This window comes from Streptomyces camponoticapitis (genome assembly GCF_014646115.1).
Classification (GTDB): domain Bacteria; phylum Actinomycetota; class Actinomycetes; order Streptomycetales; family Streptomycetaceae; genus Streptomyces; species Streptomyces camponoticapitis.
In genome coordinates, this window is the sequence record NZ_BMMV01000002.1 from 254248 (window position 1) to 273597 (window position 19350).

Annotated in this window: 20 protein-coding genes and 2 pseudogenes; 10 read left to right on the forward strand and 12 right to left on the reverse strand. The window is 70.8% G+C overall.

Features of this window, described 5'->3' with window-relative positions; translation table 11 throughout:
- Window positions 1-120: 120 nt before the first annotated feature.
- Both IEY79_RS03805 and IEY79_RS03810 read right to left on the reverse strand, forming a co-directional pair.
- Window positions 121-948 (reverse strand): nucleotidyltransferase domain-containing protein, encoded by an 828-nt coding sequence (locus tag IEY79_RS03805; protein WP_189105829.1) that lies wholly within the window; start codon window positions 946-948, stop codon window positions 121-123.
- A 133-nt stretch (window positions 949-1081) separates the two neighbouring features.
- Entirely contained in the window at window positions 1082-2941 is a 1860-nt protein-coding gene (locus tag IEY79_RS03810) for a hypothetical protein (RefSeq protein ID WP_229700604.1), read from the reverse strand.
- 349 nt (window positions 2942-3290) lie between these two features.
- Here IEY79_RS03810 and IEY79_RS03815 point away from each other — a divergent pair.
- Window positions 3291-3686, forward strand: a pseudogene (locus tag IEY79_RS03815) (hypothetical protein); the annotation flags it as partial.
- A 384-nt stretch (window positions 3687-4070) separates the two neighbouring features.
- Window positions 4071-4475, forward strand: a complete 405-nt coding sequence (locus IEY79_RS03820) for a nitroreductase family deazaflavin-dependent oxidoreductase (RefSeq protein WP_189105830.1) — start codon at window positions 4071-4073, stop codon at window positions 4473-4475.
- 105 nt (window positions 4476-4580) lie between these two features.
- Here the strand turns inward: IEY79_RS03820 and IEY79_RS03825 are convergent, their stop codons facing one another.
- Window positions 4581-5468: an LLM class F420-dependent oxidoreductase gene (locus tag IEY79_RS03825; protein ID WP_189105831.1), complete on the reverse strand. Its 888-nt coding sequence runs from the start codon at window positions 5466-5468 to the stop codon at window positions 4581-4583.
- Window positions 5469-5727: 259 nt separating this feature from the next.
- On the opposite strand from IEY79_RS03825, the gene IEY79_RS03830 reads away from it, so the two are divergent.
- The gene (locus IEY79_RS03830) at window positions 5728-6600 is read left to right on the forward strand and encodes an FkbM family methyltransferase (protein WP_189105832.1); all 873 of its coding nucleotides are present in this window, start codon (window positions 5728-5730) and stop codon (window positions 6598-6600) included.
- Window positions 6601-6750: 150 nt separating this feature from the next.
- Here IEY79_RS03830 and IEY79_RS03835 read toward each other — a convergent pair whose 3' ends face one another.
- Both IEY79_RS03835 and IEY79_RS03840 read right to left on the reverse strand, forming a co-directional pair.
- Window positions 6751-7095 (reverse strand): hypothetical protein, encoded by a 345-nt coding sequence (locus IEY79_RS03835; protein WP_189105833.1) that lies wholly within the window; start codon window positions 7093-7095, stop codon window positions 6751-6753.
- Window positions 7096-7270: 175 nt separating this feature from the next.
- Window positions 7271-8449 (reverse strand): S8 family peptidase, encoded by a 1179-nt coding sequence (locus IEY79_RS03840; protein WP_229700605.1) that lies wholly within the window; start codon window positions 8447-8449, stop codon window positions 7271-7273.
- A 154-nt stretch (window positions 8450-8603) separates the two neighbouring features.
- Between IEY79_RS03840 and IEY79_RS03845 the strand changes: the two genes are divergently transcribed.
- The 3 genes and pseudogenes from IEY79_RS03845 to IEY79_RS03855 all read left to right on the forward strand — a co-directional run bounded on the left by IEY79_RS03845 (window position 8604) and on the right by IEY79_RS03855 (window position 10854).
- Window positions 8604-9575, forward strand: a complete 972-nt coding sequence (locus IEY79_RS03845; RefSeq protein ID WP_189105835.1) for a GlxA family transcriptional regulator — start codon at window positions 8604-8606, stop codon at window positions 9573-9575.
- 55 nt (window positions 9576-9630) lie between these two features.
- Window positions 9631-10236 (forward strand): DJ-1/PfpI family protein, encoded by a 606-nt coding sequence (locus tag IEY79_RS03850; RefSeq protein WP_189105836.1) that lies wholly within the window; start codon window positions 9631-9633, stop codon window positions 10234-10236.
- A gap of 130 nt (window positions 10237-10366) precedes the next feature.
- Window positions 10367-10854, forward strand: a pseudogene (locus IEY79_RS03855) (beta-class carbonic anhydrase).
- Window positions 10855-10900: 46 nt separating this feature from the next.
- Here the strand turns inward: IEY79_RS03855 and IEY79_RS03860 are convergent.
- The 5 genes from IEY79_RS03860 to IEY79_RS03880 form a co-directional block, all read right to left on the reverse strand.
- Window positions 10901-11800 carry an alpha/beta fold hydrolase gene (locus IEY79_RS03860; RefSeq protein ID WP_189105837.1) on the reverse strand — a complete coding sequence of 300 codons (900 nt, stop codon included), beginning with the start codon at window positions 11798-11800 and terminating at the stop codon, window positions 10901-10903.
- A gap of 99 nt (window positions 11801-11899) precedes the next feature.
- Window positions 11900-12265, reverse strand: a complete 366-nt coding sequence (locus IEY79_RS03865) for an MmcQ/YjbR family DNA-binding protein (protein WP_189105838.1) — start codon at window positions 12263-12265, stop codon at window positions 11900-11902.
- Window positions 12266-12361: 96 nt separating this feature from the next.
- Window positions 12362-13003 carry a DNA polymerase ligase N-terminal domain-containing protein gene (locus IEY79_RS03870; protein ID WP_189106034.1) on the reverse strand — a complete coding sequence of 214 codons (642 nt, stop codon included), beginning with the start codon at window positions 13001-13003 and terminating at the stop codon, window positions 12362-12364.
- 82 nt (window positions 13004-13085) lie between these two features.
- Window positions 13086-13553: a DUF5709 domain-containing protein gene (locus IEY79_RS03875; protein ID WP_189105839.1), complete on the reverse strand. Its 468-nt coding sequence runs from the start codon at window positions 13551-13553 to the stop codon at window positions 13086-13088.
- 233 nt (window positions 13554-13786) lie between these two features.
- A complete protein-coding gene (locus IEY79_RS03880) occupies window positions 13787-15076 on the reverse strand; it encodes a tetratricopeptide repeat protein (RefSeq protein ID WP_189105840.1) in 1290 nt (429 codons plus the stop codon).
- A gap of 164 nt (window positions 15077-15240) precedes the next feature.
- Here IEY79_RS03880 and IEY79_RS03885 point away from each other — a divergent pair, with 164 nt between their 5' ends.
- Window positions 15241-15750, forward strand: a complete 510-nt coding sequence (locus tag IEY79_RS03885) for a hemerythrin domain-containing protein (RefSeq protein WP_189105841.1) — start codon at window positions 15241-15243, stop codon at window positions 15748-15750.
- Between the two features lie 22 nt (window positions 15751-15772).
- Here IEY79_RS03885 and IEY79_RS03890 read toward each other — a convergent pair whose 3' ends face one another.
- The gene (locus IEY79_RS03890) at window positions 15773-16159 is read right to left on the reverse strand and encodes a fic family toxin-antitoxin system, toxin component (protein WP_189105842.1); all 387 of its coding nucleotides are present in this window, start codon (window positions 16157-16159) and stop codon (window positions 15773-15775) included.
- Complete coding sequence (locus IEY79_RS03895; protein ID WP_189105843.1) at window positions 16156-16458, reverse strand: type II toxin -antitoxin system TacA 1-like antitoxin; 303 nt, start codon at window positions 16456-16458, stop codon at window positions 16156-16158. Before IEY79_RS03895 ends, IEY79_RS03890 begins: the two co-directional genes overlap by 4 nt.
- A gap of 115 nt (window positions 16459-16573) precedes the next feature.
- Between IEY79_RS03895 and IEY79_RS03900 the strand changes: the two genes are divergently transcribed.
- The 3 genes from IEY79_RS03900 (at window position 16574) to IEY79_RS03910 (ending at window position 19324) form a co-directional block, all read left to right on the forward strand.
- Complete coding sequence (locus IEY79_RS03900; RefSeq protein ID WP_189105844.1) at window positions 16574-17299, forward strand: FadR/GntR family transcriptional regulator; 726 nt, start codon at window positions 16574-16576, stop codon at window positions 17297-17299.
- Entirely contained in the window at window positions 17296-18081 is a 786-nt protein-coding gene (locus tag IEY79_RS03905; RefSeq protein WP_229700606.1) for a creatininase family protein, read from the forward strand. Before IEY79_RS03900 ends, IEY79_RS03905 begins: the two co-directional genes overlap by 4 nt.
- Window positions 18082-18298: 217 nt before the next feature.
- Window positions 18299-19324 (forward strand): CE1 family esterase, encoded by a 1026-nt coding sequence (locus IEY79_RS03910; protein WP_189105845.1) that lies wholly within the window; start codon window positions 18299-18301, stop codon window positions 19322-19324.
- Window positions 19325-19350: the final 26 nt, after the last annotated feature.

The following is a 19350-nucleotide window of genomic DNA, read 5'->3' on the forward strand; positions in this document are numbered from 1 at the left end:
ATTGAGAAGGTAGGCGGGGCCGCCGACGCATGTCAAGGTTGGATAGGACCCAGGAGAACCTCTGCCATGTACGGCTGAACCGTTCCAGGTCGGACGCCGTCTTCCAGCGGCCGGCCGAACTCACCCCCCGGCGAGCAACTCCGCGATCTCGACGTGCAGTTGAAGCGGCAGCCGGGTGCCCCAGCGAGCCGACGCCTCCGCCGCCAGGTCCCGGCTCCACCGCCAGCTCTCGACGGCCGCCGACCGCAGTTCGTCGGGCCGGGCCCCGCCGGTCGTGCGGAGATGGCGCGCGCGGTCGGCCTCCGGAAGGTCCTGCTCCAGCGCGCGGCTCGGCGTCAGCCAGTGCGCCGTGGAACCGCGCAGCAGCCGGCACAGCTTCAACTGGAGCGGTGAGACGACGGCGTGCAGCAGGTTGTACGCGCGGGCGCTCTCGCCACGCGCCGCGACATGCGCCAGCATCAGCGTCCAGTTGGCGAGCTCGTCGCACAGCTCCTGCGCCGTGGACACCGGCTCGGGTGGACGGAATTCGGCGAGCCGCCGGGTGGCGGCGGTGAGCCGCCCGCTGCGGTCGAGCAGGACGGCCGAGCCGGGGTCGGGAAGATGCACCGCGCCCTCCCAGGAAGGGATCAGGTCGATCCCGGGCCCCGCCGCGTCGACGTGGAACTCTCCACGCATCAGGTCCTCGAAGACGACGGCGAGAATGCCGTGCATATTGGTGTGGGCCAGCTTCAGCGGGGCCAGCCGCTCGACGAACTCCCGCCCGTCGAAGGTCTCCGCGTCCGCGTCCCGTACGAAGAGATACGCGTCGATGTCGGAGTGCTCGTCGGACTCCCCGAGGGTCCACGAGCCGTACAACAGCACTCCGTCCAGGCGCGGTTCGGCCTCGGCGAGCTCACGCAGCCGTTCTACGCGGCGGTTCAGGACAGGGGACGGCGGCACATGACGCATGGGACAGGTCTCTCCTGGATCTGGGTGACGGCACACGAACGAGGCCCGGTGGCTGCCGGGTCGCGGTTTTGGACCACGCTCGTGTGCTCAGGTCATACCCATGCCGCAGATCCTAGAGGACGTGCCCGGTGGCCTACCTGGACAGCAGGGGCTCCAGTGGCTCCAGGGACGGGAGAGGGATGTCCGGGAGGTCCGGGAGGTCGGGGATGAGCGGTGGGACGGAGCCCAACGGGTCGCTCTCGACGACATAGCTGCAGTACGTGTACGAGTAACCGGGATCGATCGACATGCCGTCCGTCGTGCTCGTGACGTCGTTCGCCGCGTCCCCGGAGTGCTTGAGGAGGAAGTGGTAGTCGCCCACGGGCAGCCGCAGCGTCTTCCTCGGGTAGTTCTTGCCGGAGTCCTTGCAGGCCCTGTCCACGGCGTCGTAGCTGGAGTAGTTCACACAGCCGCCGCAGGCCTTGATCTTGACCGTGCCGGTCACGGGGCCGGTGTAGAGGATCTCCACCGCGTCCGAGGCGTCGTTGCTGATCACGACCTCCAGCCGGGGACCGCCCGGGGCGCTCGAAGGCGGCAGACGGTCGCCGGCCGCGGCGCGTTCCTGCGCGATCTCGGCGGCGATGGCGATGTCCCGCGCCCGGTCCCTGCGCGAACTGTCCTTGTACGTCGACCTGAACGAGGTCAGGGTCTCCTGCGCGAGGTCGAAGTCCTTGTCCTTGAACTGGTCCACACCGCAGGCGTAGGTCCCGGACTCCACGCCCGCCGCGGCGCTCTTCTTGAGTGCGGCCGTGTCCGTCTCGAAGGTGCCGACCATCTTGGAGATGGTCTCCAACTCCGTTCTGACCGAGCAGGGTTCGGCTCCGTCCAGCTTCCCGGAGCGGTCCCTGATCGTGGCGGCCACGGCCGGCTTCACCTCACCGGCCTGCTCCGACTCGGGGAACAGCGAGATGAGTTCGGCCAGTTCACCGCCGTCCGAGACCGGCTTGCCCGGGGCCAGTCCAAGCTTCCCGCACTCCAGGAGCGAGGTGGCCAACGGCTGGTCGGGCCACTTGACCAGCTCGCCGAGCAGATCCGCGTCGACCGAATCGGGCACCTCGCGCAGATATGTGAGGGCGTCGACGGCGTCGCAGTAGTCCTTCCGCGTGTACGGGACGGACACGGCCTTGTAGAAGGTGGTGAGCCGCTCGGGCACGAGCTTGCCCGCCCTCGAATCCCCCTCGTTCTCGCCGAGGTCCCGGTAGACACCGAGAGCGGCGGTGAATCCCACGCTCTTGTCCCGGCTGTTGCCGGTGCTCTCGCGCGTGGCCTCGACCTTCTTGTCGGCCTCGGCGAGCCGGTCGAGCAGCATCCGCTCGACCGCCTCCTCCCGCGCACCGTCGTAGGCCACGGCCCCGCCCACGGGTATCGCCAGCAGGACAAGGGCCACGGCGACGGCCACGGCGGGCCGCAGGGCGGGGAGCACCAACGGCGGTCGCGCGACCGGGACACGGGCGCGCCGCGCACCGTCGAGTGCCGCGGCGATCAGCACCAGGGCGTAGAGCACGACAAGCGGCCCGGGTGCGCCGTTGGTGTCGGCGGGCAGCACGAGGAGAAGGAACAGCCCGGTCGCGGCCAGGCTGAGTCCGAGCCGGAGCCAGTCGCGGATCAGGGCGTAACCGAGCCCGAGGCCGGTCAGGTTGAGGAGCGCGACGGCGGCGACATGACCGGACGCGGGCGGCGGGCCGACGGGCTGAGGGGGAACGGAGGGCGGGGGGTACTCGAAGGCCGGGGGCTGGGTCGGTTGCGGCGGTGTCACCGGGGGCTGGGCCGGCGGTGTCGGAGGCGGTGAGGCGGGCGGCGGGGGCGGCGGCGTCAGCGGCTGCGCCGGTATGGACGGGGGTACGGCGTCGCTGGGTTCGCCGGCGACCGTCCCCGGGGCGTCCGCGTCTCTGCCCGCTTCGGAGCCTGAGCCCGCGCCCGTCCCCTCCTCGTCACTGTCTCTGCCCGTGGCCATGTGTCCCCCTGTTGTGTTGTACCGCAGTCTCCCACTGCTACTTCATACAGTGAACGTCAAGGTCGGTGCCGTGCAAGGCAGTTGGGGAATGATCGTGGCATCCGCCCAGCTCCGCCGGACTCCCCGTGGCGGTACCGAAATTCGGCCATGAAGATGATTGGCGCACTCGAACTCTGGCCAGAATGATGACGTGACAGTGAGTCGGCGAACTACATAATAATACGTTGGGGCGCCCCTAAAGATCATTGATTCTGCTCTCCGGGAATCGCCCTGCCACCGCGCACCGTCAGCACCCAGCAATACGTCCCAGGCCATCGGGCCACCAATGAACGGCGCGAGGAGAGCGGCCGTGCATGATGAATTCCTGTGCCATGTCACCGCCTACGGAGTCAGTGGCGGTCAGCGTATAGGCGTACCTCTGGGAACGTATCGCGCACCCACTCTGTCACTTGCACTGTGGTGGTTACGGGACCGGGCCACATGGATTGCGGAACGTCTCGATCCGAGCCCCGACAATGACAATTTCCCCGCCCAGGCGCTCGCCCCACTGGCGGACAATGTCCCCGACGTACCCCAGATGCTGCGGGCCTGGCGCGACAATCAGGCTCATCAGGACCGGGTCGCGGAACATCTGGCGGCAGGCCTGCTCATTCGAGTGGCCACGCACGACGAAACCACGGAATACGAACTGCTCGCGGAATCCGTTGACGCACTGCGGATGGATCGTGCCAGCCCCTCGCTGATCGACGAGACGGAAATCCAGGACGATTACGCCGGCGGTGACGCGTACGGGCGGACATCCGTCGCGGCGGAGCACCCGTACGAGAGTGAGTACGGTTACGCGTACGCATATGTAAAGCCTTCGGAAGGCGCCGGGAAATGGCGTACGTCCGAGGACTCCTTCGCCGACACCCTGCAACTGGGCAGGCTGCCCCGGTAATCGCGGGACCGGCCCATCGGAATAACTTCTTCCGCCCCGTTGTTGACGGCCTCTGAACACGCGGCGCGCGGCATGCGCCGCACAACGGCCGCCGTCGCGCGGTCGTTGCTACGGTCGGAATCGCACGGGCCCCGGGCCGTCCCTGCGCGGGACGCGGCGGGCGCGGCGAGACCCGGAAGGAGACGGCAGATGCTGTTCGGCAAAGAGCATGTGAAGCGCTACCAGGAGACGGACGGCGAGGTGGGACACGTGTGGGAGAACGGCACCACCACGCTGATCCTCACCACCACCGGCCGCAAGAGCGGCGAGCAGCGCAGCACCCCCCTCATCTACCGTCACCACGGTGACGACCTGATGGTCGTCGCCTCCCACGGCGGCGCCCACGTGGCCCCGCAGTGGTACCGCAACATCGAGGCCGACCCCGAGGTCCGGGTACAGCTGAAGGGCGACCGCTTCACCGCCCGCGCGCGTACCGCGACCGCGGAGGAGCGGCCGGAGATGTGGCGCAAGATGGCCGAGGTCTGGCCCGCGTACGACGAGTACCAGACCAAGACCGACCGGGAGATCCCCGTGGTCGTCCTGGAACGCGTCTGACCTGTCCTGCGTTGCGCGCCGGCCGCCGACGGCCGCCGGCCCGTCCTTCGCTTCCGTGAAGCCGCCCGCCCGCACCGCGGGCGGGCGGCTTCCGCGACGGCCCCGTCAGCTCCGCGGCGTCAGCTCCAGAGCCTTGGCGAGCGTGCGCCACTCGGCGAGCGGCAGGTCCTTGGCCCGGTCGCCCGCCAGCACCTGAAGCGCCAGATGGTCGGCGCCCGCGTCCAGGTACTCCTGGACACGCGCACGCACCGTGTCCGCGTCGCCGAGCGCGAAGAGCGCGGCCAGGAGACGGTCGCTGCCGCCGTCCGCGAAGTCGCCCTCGGTGAAGCCGAGCCGGAGCAGGTTGTTGGTGTAGTTGGGCAGCCGCAGATACATCGACAGCATCCCGCGCGCGACGGTCCGGGCCGCGTCGATGTCCGTGTCGAGTACGACGGTGAGTTCCGGCGCGAGCAGCGCGTCCGGACCCAGCGCGTCGCGGGCCTCCGCCGTGTGCTCCGTGGTGACGAGATAGGGATGCGCGCCCGCCGCCCTCCTGGCGGCGAGCTTCAGCATCTTCGGGCCGAGTGCGGCGAGGACCCGCCCCGAGGCCGGCACCGGGGCCGCCGCGGCGTCCAGGGCGTCGAGGTACTCGACCATGGTCGAGTAGGGCCGTGCGTAGCCGGGGGTGAACCCGCCGTGGCTGACCCCCAGCCCGAGCACGAAGCGCCCCGCGGCGTCCTGCTGGAGCCGCGCCGCCTGCTCGGCGACCGCCTGCGCCCGGTGCTCCCAGATGCTGAGGATGCCGGTCGCGACGGTGATGTGACGGGTCGCCTCGACGACGGGAGCGACCTGGTCCAGCGACGGGCTGCCGCCCAGCCAGATGGTTCCGTAGCCGAGCGAGTCGAGTTCGGCCACGGCCGCCGAGGCGGCGGCGACCCGGCCGGGGTCCGAGGGGTGCAGGGCCGAGCTCCAGATACCGATCCTGCCGAAACGTTCGTGATTCACAGAGGGCATACGGAAAACGTAACCCAAGGGCCCTTCGCCGCCCCGCTACCCCGCCCGCCCGCAGGCGCCGGCCGGCCCCTCCGTCGTCACGGGATGGTTCCCCGCCCGTTCATCAAACCAACATCCGCCGCTCACTCGGTGTCGACAACATCGCCCTACCCCCCCGGCCGCCTGAACGACATATAGGAGCCCCGTGAAGATCCTCCGTAAGTTCTCATCAAGCGCGAGCACCGGGAGGCCGCGGCCGGGCCGGCCGGCCGGTGCGCGAGTGGGCACCCGGATTCGCGATCTCGAGGAGGCCAACCGGCGGACGGAGCAGGAGGCGGCGCGGGTCAGGCCCGTCACCACCTCGGACATCCTCACCAAGCACCGCAAGGGCTTCCCGCACCACGGCTGGGTCGAGATCGACTCCGAGCACTGCCCGCCGTTCGTCATGTTCTGCGCGAACGACGAGGCCGTCGCCCTCGACACCGTGTGGAACGGCCGCTTCGGTTACGAGTCGTCGAGCCTGCGTCACTGGAGCCGGCTCGCCGCCACCAGCCGTACGATCCTCGACATCGGCGCCCATGTCGGCTACTACGCGATGATCGCCGCGCTCTCCGCGCCCAAGGCCGCCGTGCACGCCTTCGAGCCGGTGCCGCCGATCCACGCGAGGCTGGCCGTCAACCACCGGGCGAACAACCTCAAGAATCTCGTCCTGCACCAGAACGGCGTCTCGGACCACGGAGGCACGGCGGACATAAACATCCGCTTCCCGCTGTCGAACCTGCTCTCCACCGGGTCCTCGCTGGAGGACTTCACCAAGCCGCCGGCCAGCGCCTTCACCACACGCGTCCATCTGCTCACCGTCGACGAGACCATGGGGGACACCCCGGTCGACCTGATCAAGATCGATGTCGAGGGGCACGAGCCGAGCGTCCTGGCCGGAGCGCGGGGTGTCATCAAGCGCGACCGTCCGGTCATCATTCTCGAAGCCCTGCACAAGACACTGCTCGGCAAGCTCACCGAGCCCTTCGAGGGACTCGACTACACCTTCCGCTGGATCTCCGAGGCGGACGGCAGGCTCGTCCCCATCACCGGGGACCGCCCCGAGAAGAGCCGCAACCTGATCTTCGCGCCGAAGGAGCGGGAGTACTCCTGAGCCGTTCGGCCGCCCGCCGGCCCGGTCGGACATGGCGCCGCCCCGGCACGGGCGGTGACGCTCGTGCCGGGACGGCTGGTCGGCGGACCCGGCCGGCCCAGTCGGCCGGCCGGGTCCGCCGGTTCAGTGGTTCGGCAGGTCAGCCGGTGGTCAGCTGAAGACGACCGAACGGACCAGCAGTCGCTCCGAGGCGTGGCCTCCGTTGGGCCGGAGGGTGAAGTACGGGCCTTCGCAGTCGGCGCCCGCGAACACGGTCGCCGTGGCGTCCGTGTTGTTGCGGGGGCTGTGCGCCGGCGCCGTCGTCTCGTCCTGGACCTCGGGCAGCGTGATGCACTCGCGGCTCTGCGGGTCCACGAGGGCCGACGTCTGGGAGATGCCGGTCTCGGTGTAGTGCTGGTAGGTGAAGTCACCCTGAGCCGCGCCGGCCGAGGCCGGAAGGGCGATGACAAGGGCGAGGGCGCCGACGGCGGCGGCCACACTGGTACGAAGTCGCACAGGACACTCCAATGGTGCGGTGGGGTGGAACAGGTCGTCGAAAGACTGTCCCGGCCTGTGTGAATGTTCTCCGAACATCCCGGTTCGTCCCTCCAACAGCGGTTGCAGAAACGGTTCTTCATGGGCCATGTGGGTCTCTCCGGCCCCATTCGCCCACCCGTCGGTGCCCCTTGTGTCAGAGCCCGTCGGTGAACAGGAGCCGGTTCGGCGAACCCTCGCCGACGGCCGACAGCCTGTTCTGGGTGGCCGAGCCGCCGAGCCATTGCGCCAGCTCATCCGGACTCGCGTCCGGGTGCTCCGCCTTGTAGAGCGCGGCCACGCCCGCGACATGCGGAGAGGCCATCGACGTGCCGTTCAGGGAGACGCTGCCGCCGCCCAGCTTGGCCGACTCGATGGCGGCCCCGGGCGCGTACAGCGACAGGCACCTCCCGTGGTTGGAGAAGCTGGACTGCTTGTCGTTCCGGTCGGTCGAGCCGACCGTCACGACCTCTTCCGCGGAGGCGGGTGAGACGGAACAGGCGTCCTCCGCGTCGTTGCCGGCCGCGAGGATCGGCAGGACGCCCCGCCGCGAGAGCGCCGTCGCCGCGTTGTTCACGGCGACCGACTTCGGGCCGCCGAGCGAGCCGTTCAGCACGGCCGGCTGCTCGGCGTTGGCGGCGACCCAGTCGAAGCCGGCGAGGATCCCCGACCAGGTGCCCTTGCCCTTGCAGTCCAGGACCCGGACGCTCACCACGTCGGCCTCGGGAGCGACACCGTACGTACGGCCGGCGACCGTGCCCGCCACGTGCGTGCCGTGGCCCTGGCAGTCCCTGCCCTGCCGGCCGTCACCGATGGCGTCGTAACCCGCCTCGGCGCGCCCGCCGAACTCCTCGTGGCCGAAGTCGATCCCCGTGTCGACGACATACGCGGTGACACCCTTGCCGGTGCTCTTCGCGTCGTACTGGCCGTCCAGCGGCAGTTCCTGCTGGTCGATCCGGTCCAGGCCCCAGGACGAGGCGGGCACCGGGCTCTTCGCCGGAGCGGTCCCCTGCGCCTCGATCTCGGAGTCCTCCTCGACCGCGGTGACGCCCGGGGTCGCCCGGATCGTCTTGAGCTGGGTGGGGGTCAGCTCGGCCGCGAATCCGCGCAGCACGCTCGTGTAGGTGAACAGGGGCTTCACCCCGGCCCGGTTGAGCAGCGTGCTCGCGTCGAAGGCGGCGTCGACGGAGACGATGTAGCGGTCGAGCAGCGGGGCCGCCGAACGGTGCAGCGGCGCCGAGTAGGGCTGGGCGGAGGCAGGCCCGCCCATGGTGGGGAGCGGGCCGGCCGCTACCACCACCGCGCTCGTGGCGACCAGGAACATGCTGAGTTTCATGCGATTTTTCATGAAAGGTACTCAAACATGATCAAATTATTTTGACCCGCAGGCTGGGCGGGTCGTTCACCCGACCAGATGGCCCGGCGCATGGCGTGATGTGTGGGCGGTACGTCGTTGACGACGGAACCGGCGGACGCGCAGGCTTGACGACGTGCAGCACCGACGCGTTGTCTTCGTGATCTTCGAGGGATTCCAGTCGCTCGACCTCTCCGGCCCCTTCGAGGTGTTCCAGCAGGCGGGCCGGGCCGGCCCCGGCTACGACTGCCGCATCGTGGCCCCCGTCGCGGGCCCGGTCCGCTCGACCGGCGGACTTCGGGTGCACGCCGACCACGCCATCGCCGAACTGGATCCCGCCGGGATCGACACCCTGGTGGTCGCCGGCGGGGGAGGAGTCGACGAGGCGGCGCGGAACGCCGGCCTCGTCCAATGGATCGCCGAGGCGGGCGCCACCGCCCGCCGGGTCACCTCGGTGTGCAGCGGTGTCTTCCTGCTCGCCGCCACCGGGCTGCTCGCGGGCCGACGTGTCACCAGCCACTGGAGCCGCGACGCCCAGCTGCGGCGTGAGCATCCCGAGCTGACGGTGGACACCCGGCCGATCTTCGTGCGCGACGGACGGGTCTGGACATCCGCCGGAGTGACCGCGGGCATGGACCTGGCGCTCGCGCTGGTCGAGGACGACCTCGGCCGGGAGGTCGCGCACACCGTCGCCCAGCATCTCGTGCTCTTCCTGCGCAGGCCCGGCAGCCAGGCGCAGTTCAGTGTTCCGCTGTGGTCCACGCAGCCCGCCACCGACCCGATCCGGGCCGCTGTCTCGGCGGTCCACGCCGATCCCGGTTCCCCGCACACCCTGGCCGACCTGGCCGCCCGCGCCGGACTGAGTCCGCGTCATCTCCAGCGCCGGTTCACCGCGGAGCTGGGGGTGGGACCCGGCGAGTACGTGGAGCGCGTACGGGTGGAGGCCGCCCAGCGGGCACTCACCGGCGGCGACGACCCCGTGGCCACGATCGCGCGCCGCAGCGGACTCGGCAGCTCCGAATCACTGCGCCGGGCGTTCCACCGCCACTGCGGCGTGACGCCGACCGACTACCGCGACCGCTTCCGGTCGGCCGAGGGCGACACCTGACGCACCACGGCACGCCCGACCGCGAAGGACCACCCATGACGACAAGGGAGCGCCCATGACCACTTACGGACTGCTGATCTTCGACGGCGCCGAGGAACTGGACTTCGTCGGCCCCTGGGAGGTGTTCACCGCCTCCTCCATGCTGCGCGACCGGGCCGACACGGCCGTCCTGTTGGCCGAGCGGCCCGACCCGGTCAAGTGCGCCAAGGGCATGCGGGTCGTACCCGACCACACGCTCGGCGAGAGCCCGCGGCTGGACGTGCTGCTCGTCCCCGGCGGCCGGGGAACCCGGCGCGAGGTGGACAACTCCGCGCTGATCGGGTGGATCGGCAGGACGGCCGCCGGCGCCGACTGGGTCACGAGCGTGTGCACCGGCTCCCTTCTGCTGCACGAGGCCGGTCCCGCCCGTGGACGACGGGTGGCCACCCATCACGGCTTCGAGGACGAACTCCAGGCGCGCGGCGATGTGACGGTCGTCCGTGACGCCCGCTATGTCGTGGACGGGAATCTGGTCACCAGTCAGGGTGTCTCGGCCGGGATCGACATGGCGCTGTGGCTGATCGGCCGGCTGCACGGACGCGACCACGCGCGCGCGGTCCGCCGGTACATCCAGTACGAGCCCGCGCCGCCCTACCTGGCCGACGAGCCGGCGGGGTACTGACCGCCGGGGGGCCTCAGACCCTCTCTGCCGCCGGGCACGGCAACGCTGTGGCGAGGTGATCTGTCCTCTTTTGTGTTCGAATTTCGCCCCTTTACTGTGGCTCTGTCGCCAAAAGGAAAGTGGGTCTGCCATGTCCGTCACAGACGAGTTCGCCGCCGACAACGGGACCTACGCGGAGACATTCCCGGGACCTCCGCAGCTGCCCCCGACCCATCGGCTCGCCGTGGTCGCGTGCATGGACGCGCGGCTGGACATCTTCCGCATTCTCGGCCTCGACGAGGGCGACGCCCATGTCATCAGGAACGCCGGGGGAGCGGTCACCGATGACGCGATCCGTTCCCTGGCGATCAGTCAGCGGCTGCTCGCACGCGGAAGATCTTCCTGATCCACCACACGGAGTGCGGGATGCTCACCTTCACCGACGACGGCTTCAAGCGGGACATCGAGAAGGACACGGGGATCCGGCCGCCGTGGGCGGCCGAGGCGTTCACGGATCTGGAGGAGGACGTGCGTCAGTCCGTCCGCCGGATCACGGTGAGCCCCTTCCTTCCGCACACGGACGCGGTCCGCGGATTCGTCTTCGACGTGGCCACGGGACGGCTCGAAGAAGTGGAGTGAGGCGGCGTGACCCGGGCCCGGCCGCTCCGGCCGGGCCCGACCCGGGTCAGTCCCGGTCCGTGTGGCGGAGTACGGCGGGAATCGCCGTGTCCCACACGCGGGCCGGGGGCGCCTGATGACCGACCCCGTCCAGGATGATCAGACGGGCACCGGGAATCCCTTCGGCCAGGGCCCGCGCGTGGGCGGACGGGAAGAGCGGATCCTCGGTGCCGTGCAGGACGAGGGTCGGCGCGGCCAGCTCCGCCAGACGGACCGTGACCGGGTTCTCGTCGTCCTTGAGCGCCCAGTGATTCTTCATGGCCGCCTCGATGTCGGTGGTGCGGTCCACGATCCGGCCGGACACCTCCCGTACCGCTTCCTCGTCGAACGGCGCCGAGCCGGTGAAGAGCCGCTCGCCCTCGACCAGATACGCGATCACCGCGGCGCGGTCCGACCAGTCCGGCTCGGGGGCCGGATCGGCGAACGCCGCGCGCAGGCGCTCCGACGGGGGCGGCAGCTCCGAATCGGTGGGACCCGCCGGACTGGTGGAGACGAGGGTCAGCGTCGCGACCCGCTCCGGGTGCGCGACGGCCAGGCACTGCGCGAGTGCTCCTCCCATGGAGATGCCCACCACATGCGCCCGGTCCACGCCCAGCGTGTCCAGCAGACCCACCGCGTCCGCGGTCAGGTCCGAGAAGGTGTAGTCCGGGGCGCCCGCGGGAGAGGAGACGGACCGGCCGGTGTCCCGCTGGTCGTAGCGCACGACATGGCGCCGGCCGGCCGCGAGCCGGGCGCAGAACCCCTCGTCCCAGCCGTCCATCGGACTCGCCGCGCCGCTGATCAGCAGGACGGTCGGGTCGGCGGGGTCGCCGAAGGTCTGGACGCACAGGCGTACGCCGTTGGCCTCGACCAGGCGCTCGGCGCTCCGGGGCACATCGCTGCCGGACACGGCGTCATTCGGGATCATGCGTGGCTCCAGTGTTCTCGGCCGTCGGCCGTGGCCGGACTCGTGTTGTCGAATCTGCTGCTGTTACGACCGGAGGGCGCCCCGGAACTCATCGGTCTCTCAGCTCCCGAAGGACTCCGCGAGATCCGTCGGGGCTGCCTGCTTCCAGGAGTCGACCAGGATGTCGTACAACTCGGTCTCGTCCTCAAGGGCGCTCAACCGGGCCCGTACCCAGGAGGAGTTGGCCTCGTGCGGCGGCACCCAGAACTTCTCGGGCTCCGCCGCGATCAGCTCCGTACGCTCGAACTTGGGGCAGCGGACGGCGAACGACGTCCCCTCGTCGGGCACCGTCAGGAACATCCGGCCCGCGACATGGAAGGTGGGGATGTTCCAGAGTTCCTTCTCCACCGTGCGCGGCAGGGACATCGCGATACGGCGGACGTCGTCGGCGTCAAGACCTGTGTGGTCAAGGTCTGCGTCAAGCATGGTCGTTGCCTTCGGATCGATGGACGCGGCTGCTCCCATGATCCGGCATCCACCCGCCTCGCGTCCCCCGGTCGTCCCCCGCATCCCCCCGTCGTTCTACGTGCCCTCGTCGTCCCGAGTCCCTTCGTCCCGCGCGTCCCGGACCACCTCGCTCAGCGTCCGGTCCGTGCGGGCGGACCGGGCCCGCCGTGGGTCGGGGGTGGCGCGGACGCCGTGCGTACTGCCGGAACCGGTCTTCTTCACCAGCAGCCACGCCTCGCCCGATCCGTCCTTGCCGTCACGGAACCGGGTGAGCGCGTACGCGCCGCGCAGCTTCTGCCCGTTCAGCCGGAACGATGCGTGGCCCCTGTCCAGCGCGGCGGCGAAGGCCGCCAGGCTCTCGGCCCCCATCGGCGAGTAGGTCCCCTGGTCCCACACGATGACCGGGCCTGCCCCGTACTCACCGGAGGCGATGACGCCCTCGTACTCCCGGTACTCCAGCGGGTGGTCCTCGGTGGGCACCGCCAGACGTTTGTCGCCGGGGTCGGTGGACGGACCCTTCGGCACGGCCCAGGACCTCAGTACGCCGTCCACCTCCAGCCGGAAGTCGAAGTGCATACGGCGCGCGTCATGGATCTGGACGACGAACGACAACTCCTCGGAGGGGCCAGCGCCCTCGCCGCGCGGCTCGTCGGTGGTGTCGAACCGGCGCTTGCCGTGGTAGCGCGCCAGTCGGTCCTCTCCGCTCCGGTCGGCCATGGCGAACCTCAGCCCGTACGGCGACGGGGAACGTGCCCGGCGGGGGAGCCGTGCCACCCGGTGAGTCTCCGTCGCCCTCGCACTACGCCTCGTCCTCCTCGTCCGGGGAGATGTGCATGGCGGCCTCCTCGGCCGACGCCGCGCCGCCGTCGATCCCCACGTCGCGCGCCGACACATGCGAATTCCGGCGGGGGGCGATGTCGTCCACCGGCTGCAAGCGCCCCGCCCGCTCCTCACCGGTCTCCGTGTCCCTCGGCTCGCCCTCGCCGTCGGGCACGTCACCGACGTCGTCGCCCGCCTCCGGCCGCACGTCCGGCGCCTCCTGCGCGAGCCGCTGCTCCAGGGTCTCGCCCTCCTGCTGCTCCTCGCCGGTGACCCCGTACTTGTTGACACCGAGAGGACGCTCGGGCGGGGAGTAGCCCTCCGTCATCATGTCGTCCAGCCCGCGCTCGCCTATCACGTTCTCCAGATCGAGATCGTCGGAGGGGCCGTTCTGTACGTCCGAGTTCTCGGGCTGGTACACATCGTCGCCTCGTGACTCGTCGGCCATGACTCGATCCTTTCCAGAAGGGCTCCAGCCTGCGCGTTTCCGGAGCGTCGCGGTGCGACGTCCGGGACCGCCCCCTGCGGGTGCCCGGCCCGGCTCTCGTCGACCTGGAGGGTGAGAATTCGGGAACCTCCAGGAACATGAGGAGAGATCTTCAGAATACGCCCCAAATGTCCCCCGGGTGGATCGGGGCGGTCCGGAAGGGGCCGGGCGGAGGCAGGTGCCCGCGACAGGCCCTAGGCGAAGCGGGCGCTGGGGACCGGACCGGGGGAGGCGACACGGGTCCGGGGGCCGGTCGCCCAGCCTGCGGCCGTCCCGGTGACGAACGCCGCCAGCGCCGTGTCCGGGTCGGGCGGGGTCTCCCCGTCGCCGGGATCGGCGGCTCCGTCGGCGCGTACGATCTCCGCCGCGATCTCCGCCTCCGGGCGGGCGTCAGGAGGCTGCCGCGTGGCCCCGTCGTCGGTCATGAGCAGCCGCTCACCCCATGGCTCGACGACCGTCTGGCAGAGCAGGCCGCTCACGTCGGCGCTCACCACCGGCGGGTCCGTCCAGCAGGTGGCGTGTTCGTACAGGACCTGCCCGTCGGTCCGGTCCCGGAGGGAGACGGCCGCCTCACGGTCGACGTCGTTGAGGTCGTAGGCGACGACCACGGTGTCCGTGCCGCCGGGTGAGTACGGCTCCGTGGGCAGCCCGAGCACCTCGGCCGCCGCGAGACCGAGGATCCGGTCGGACCGGCCCGGCAGCAGGGAGACCGTGCGTGGCCGGCGTCCGGCGGCGTCGAGGATCACGCGCAGCCGGCCGAGGCCGCGCCGGCACTGCTCGGCACTGTCCTGGAGGTAGGCGAAGCGTCCGGTCATGGCGGCGTCGAAACCGTACGGCGAGAGCGTCGCCAGATGGCCGCCGGTCAGGACGTAGTGCCAGCCGCGCAGATCGCGCGAATCGAGGCGCGGGCCGCCGGCCGGGTGTGCGGACCGCGCGAGCTCCGCCCGGCGGAGCATGCCGCGCACCCGTGTGTGGGCCCACTCCCACGTCGGGTCGTCGGGCGCCGGCAGCCGGGAGAAGTGCGTACGGGCGGTCGAAAGGTCCCCGGCGAGAAGGGAGTTGAAGACGAGCAGATACCGCTCGGGCCAGGGCCGCAGAGTGGCGTCGCGCTCCAGGAGCAGGGCCACGACTTCGGCATGGCGGTTCTCGCCCTCCAGGGCGGAGACGAGTTCGTCCAGGACCGCGTACGAGCCGGGCGCCAGCCGCAGGGCCTCGCGCAGCGCGGGCACGGCGAGGAAGCCGACTCCCCGTTCGACGCAGCCGTAGCCGAAGTCGTAGAGCGCCTGCGGGCTCCGGGGACTGGCGGTCAGATCCCGGGACGCGGCGGACAGGTCGTCGAAGCCGGTCGCGGCGGCCAACCTGCCCACGACGTCGGCCAGTTCGGTGAGAGGGGCGGATTCGGCGGCGGGACGCAGAGCGCGTACGGCGCCGGGGATGTCACCGGCGTCGATCAGCCGGCGGGTCTCTTCCAGTTCGTCGGTCATCGGCACCGATCTTCGACGACGGGCCGGGGAGCGGCAACGGAATTTGAGCAGGGCGGCGGATTCCGGGCACACGAGCGGTCGACGGGCCGACAACGAGCTCGTGAAAGCGGACGACGAGCGGACGACGAGCGCCGAACGGGCGACGAGCCGACAGAAGGAGCCTCATGGACACCGAGCACGATGTGGTCGCACTGATCCTCCAGGACCACCGGACGATGGAGGATCTGTTCCGGCGGATGCGGAGCGTGGAGGAGGACCGTGCGGCGGCGCTGCGCGAGTTCGCCGGGCTGCTGATCGCCCACGCCGACGCCGAGGAGACGGAGGTCTACCCCGCGCTGCGCCGCTTCAGGAACATCGACGACGACGAGGTCGAGCACGGCGAGGAGGAGCACGACGAGGGCAACGAGGCGCTGCTGGACCTGCTGGAGACCGGTCTGGAGGCCGGTGACGTCGGCTCCGCCGCATGGGACGAGAAGCTGGAGAACCTGGTCGAGGCGGTGAACCACCACCTCGACGAGGAGGAGCGGACCATCCTCAACGGTGCCCGGGAGAACGTCCCCGCCGAGCGGCGTGCCGAACTCGGCGTCGCCTTCCGAGAGGAGCGTGCCAGGCAACTGGCGGCGGACTGCGGCCGTATCGAGAACGTCCGCGAGCGGGTCAAGAACCGTCGGTGACGGATCCAGGGCCGCCGCCCGGTCAGCCGGTTGTCCAGCCGTGCAGGAGGCGCGCGACGCCGGCGACACCGAGTGTCCCCGACGCGGCGTCGCGTACGAGCGCGACCGCCGCCTTCGCGGGGTACTGCAGCCGGTGCCCGTGCAGTGAGAGGAACGCCTCGCAGGAGTGCCAGGCGAAGGCCTCGTTGGAGTGCTCCAGACAGGGCAGCCGGGCCAGCGTCTGGAGCAGCGCGGCGGCCTTGAGGTGCGGGGAGCCGTAGATGTCCCGGTCCATGGCACGTGAGTAGACCCGGGCCACGGCCGCGTGGAGCGGACCGTAGTCGTCCACCTGCGGGTCGCGGGGCAGCAGTTCGGCCGCGTGCAGCAGGTAGGACACATCGATCTTCGGCTCGGGCTCGCTCGCACTCACGCGGCGTGGCCCCGCTCGCGCTCTTCGAGTTCCTGCCGGGCCCGCCGGTCGGCGGCGCGCTGCTCGGGGGTGGGGTCGACGGCGCTCGGCTCGGTGTCGAAAGCGTCGCCGCCGCGCTCCATCGACGCCTTGAAGCCTTCGAGGAACGTGTTCTCCACGGCGGTGGCGCGGTCGTACGCGGCCGACAGGATGTACTCCTGGAGGCTGACACCGGCGGCCTTGGCCGCGGCGACGATCGCGGCTCGCTGTCCGGGATCGGGGAAGCGCAGGCTCATGGCCGCGGCCTTGGATTCGCTCATGGCCGCGAAGCTACCACTGATACCGCTGCCACCACAGGCCGAGAACGATCGATGCGTCCAAAAGTCGCCGTCAGGAGCATTGACACCGCGAGAGATCAAGTGATCTATTCACTTCATGAGTCGCAGTGAGTTGTCGTTGTCCGAGCGACTGGCGGACAACATCGTCGAGATCATCCGCTCGGAACGCCTCGGTCGCGGAGACGCCCTGGCGTCCTCCCGTGACCTCGCCCGCCGCTTCGGCGTCACCACACCCACGGTGCGTGAGGCGCTGCGCAGGCTGGAGGCGACCGGCGTGGTGGAGTTCCGGCACGGTTCGGGAACGTACGTGGGCCCGGGTATCGGGCGCCGGCTGATGGCCAACCCCCATCTGCCGCGCAGCACCCGCGCCTCGGTGCTGGAACTGGTCGAGGCCCGGCTGGTGCTGGAGCCGGCCGTCGCCGCCGCGGCGGCGAACGTGCGGATGGCCGAAGCCGTACAGGACTTGGAGTCGGCGGCGTCCAACGCGCTGCTTCCACCGGAGGAATCCCTGCGGCAGTCGGTGCACTTCCACGTCGCGCTGGCCGCGGCGAGCGGCAACTCCCTGCTCCGTGAGGCCGTCGAGGCCCTGCTCCAGGTCCGCGCCCGGGACCAGGTGGAGATCCGGCACCGGTACAACGACCGGGCCCGGGACCACGCCGAGCACCTGGAGATCCTCGACGCGGTACGCGACGGTGACGCCGCGGCGGCCGAACGGCTGACCCGTACGCATCTGGCGGCGATCCGCGACGCGGTCCTCACGGCCGACTTCCCGGCGGACGAGCCGGACACCGATCTCGCACTCCCGGAAGGAGGCCTGCTGTGACCTCCGGACCCACTTCCCCCCGGCACTCCCCGCGGCTCGCCGAGATGACGACCGTGGAGGCGGCCGACGCCGTCATATCCAGCCCGGTGGTCATCCTGCCGGCCGGTGCCTTCGAGCAGCACGGGCCCGGGATGCCGATGGCGACCGACACGCTCCGCGCGGAGTCCGTGGTCGACCTGGTGGCCGCCGAACTCGGCGGGCGCGCGGTGATCGGTCCCTCCCTGCCGGTCGGAGTCTCCCCCCACCATCTGGCGTTCGCCGGTACGGTGACGCTCTCCACGACGACGTTCGCCGCCGTCGTACGGGAGTACGTCGACAGCCTGTACCGGCACGGCTGGCGGAAGATCCTCGTCGTGACCGGCCACGGCGGCAACAACGCCACCCTGTCCACCGTCGCGCAGGACCTGCTCGTCACCCGGCCCGACCTCGAGTTCGCGTGGACGCCGCTCACCGCGCTGGCGCCCGAGGCCGTGGCGGACATGCGCGTCGGCGAGGTGCACGGACACAGCGGGGAGGCCGAGACGGCCCAGATGCTCCACCTCGCGCCGCATCTCGTGCACCACGACCGGCTCACCCCCGGATCGACGGCCACCGCCGATCTCGATCCGCTCTCCCGGCTCTCCAGACGCGGCCACCCCGCGCTCGCGGTGAGCTACGACCGGCTCAGCGCCAACGGCGTGCTCGGCGACCCGCGACGGGCCACCGCCGCCGCTGGCCAGGCCATCGTGGACACGGCCGTGTCCCGCATCGTGTCTTTCGTCAAGGAGTGGCTGGACGCCTAGAGGGGCCCGGAGAAGCCCCCTTCCGCGTACTCCACCTCTTCCCGCGTGCGCCGTCCCGCGCGACCGTCGGCGCACGCTCCTCACCCGTCCCCGTACCCCGCGTGTGGTTCCGCGCGCCCTGATTCCCGCATCCCCGTCCCCGCATCCCCGTCCCCGCACCGTCTCATCACACCCAGCCGTACGCGCACCCCGCGCCGTACGGCAGAAGGAGCCTGCAATGAAGCAGTCCCCGTTCGGCGGCCGACGCCTGACTCCGGGCCGTGCCCGGGCCTTGTTCCGTACGGCCGTGGCCGCGGCCGGACTCGCCCTCGTCGGTTCGGCGTTGGCGCCGGTCACGGCGACCGCCGCCGCGCCCGCGCCCGCCACCGCCGCCACCTCTTCGTCGGCCCAGGGCTGTCGGCAGCCGGCGCCGCAGCAGCCGGGCACCAGCGAGCTCCGCACCGTCGCGAGCGGCGGGCTCTCCCGTACGTACCAACTCCATCTGCCCGCCGACTACACCCCGCGCAAGGACTGGCCCGTCGTGCTGGCCTTCCACGGCCGGGGCAACACCGGTGTCGGTACGGAGGAGTTCTCCGGGCTGTCGAACCTGCCCGCGATCGTCGCGTACCCCAACGGGGTCATCGGGACCGGCGACGGCGACCGGCAGGCCTGGCAGGGAGCGCCGTACGCCGCGGCCGGTGTCGACGACGTCGCCTTCACCGGTGACCTGATCGACGAGTTGCGGCGCACCCTCTGCGTCGACTCGCGTCGCGTATATGCCACCGGCAAGTCGAACGGCGCCGGCTTCACCGGTCTGCTCGCCTGCCGGATGTCCGACCGGATCGCCGCCATCGCCCCCGTGGCCGGCGCGTTCTACCCCGAGACCGGCGAGAACTGCCGCCCGTCGCGGCCCGTCCCCGTCATCGACTTCCACGGCACGGGCGACGTCACGATCCCCTACGCCGGCGACGCCGAGCGCGGCCTGCCCGCGATCCCCGACTGGACCGCCGAGTGGGCCGGCCGCAACGACTGCCGCTCCCGGCCGCACACCCGCACGATCGAGCCCGACATCACGATCACCGGCTACAACGGCTGCGACCGCGGCGCCGACGTGCGCCATGTCGCCATCACGGACGGCGGGCACACCTGGCCCGGCGCCGACAGCTACAGCGGTGGCGGATACGTCACCGAGACCATCGAGGCGCACGAGGTGATGTGGCAGTTCCTGCGCCAGTACCGGACCCCGAGATCAGCCGGCCGCTGACGCGGGAACCGAGTAAGGAGAGCCGC